The 412-nt window shown below is 57.5% G+C and carries 1 pseudogene; it reads left to right on the plus strand.

The features are described 5' to 3' along the window. Window positions 1-158: 158 nt before the first annotated feature. A pseudogene (locus KMS84_RS43985) lies at window positions 159-412 on the plus strand (hypothetical protein); the annotation flags it as partial.

The raw sequence follows: 412 nt of genomic DNA on the forward strand, positions 1-412 counted from the left end.
CGTGAAGACCGACCCTGTCGTCCACGCTACAACGGGGTACCAGCCTCGGCCCATCCCGCCCTCACCGACTAATATGAGGAACCTGCCATTCAGGTTTCTCATATCTCGCCCCTGCCACCTCGAACAACGCTGCTCCGAACTCAATCCGGAGTAGTTATATGCGCCTCTTCCTCTGCGAAAAACCTTCCCAAGGTCGTGATATCGCCAAGGTTCTCGGAGCCACTCGGCGCGGTGACGGTTGCCTGATCGGCCCCGAGACAACTGTCACCTGGTGTATCGGTCACCTACTGGAGACGGCCCCGCCTGAAGCCTACGGCATTCATCACAAGAACTGGTCGTTGGATCATCTACCGATCATTCCGGCGCAGTGGCAAGTGGAGGTCAAGCCCAAGACTGCCGAGCAGTTCAAAAT

Origin of the sequence: Streptomyces hilarionis, assembly GCF_024539675.1 — a bacterium.
Classification (GTDB): domain Bacteria; phylum Actinomycetota; class Actinomycetes; order Streptomycetales; family Streptomycetaceae; genus Streptomyces; species Streptomyces hilarionis.